Origin of the sequence: Myxacorys almedinensis A (genome assembly GCF_010091945.1) — a bacterium.
In the GTDB taxonomy this organism is placed as follows: Bacteria; Cyanobacteriota; Cyanobacteriia; order Leptolyngbyales; family Leptolyngbyaceae; genus Myxacorys; species Myxacorys almedinensis.
Genome location: NZ_WVIE01000075.1, coordinates 1 through 281, shown reverse-complemented (window position 1 = coordinate 281; position 281 = coordinate 1). Strand labels below are relative to the sequence as shown.

At 50.2% G+C, this 281-nt stretch carries 1 protein-coding gene; it reads right to left on the bottom strand.

What is annotated here, in order from left to right; genetic code table 11:
• A partial coding sequence (locus tag GS601_RS23450; protein WP_238393470.1) for a diacylglycerol kinase family protein occupies positions 1–281 on the bottom strand: 281 nt, incomplete at both ends.

The window sequence follows — 281 nt, the reverse complement described above, 5'->3', positions numbered from 1 at the left end:
GCCTCACAAGCTTCTTTGACCGTATCCGGAATTCCCAAGGCATTGGCAAAAGCATTAGCAGTTCCCCGAGAAATAATCCCCAAGGGAATCTCCGTTCCCACCAATGCTTCCGCCGCCGCCGAGAGCGTCCCATCTCCGCCCGAAGCAATTATTGCTTCAACCTGCCGCTCTACAGCTTGTTTCGCCAATTGCCCCGCATCGACTTCTTCAGTCGTAAATTGAATATCCAATTCAACTTGAGGTGAGAGCAACAGTTTAATGGTTTCCAAATCTTGCTCAGG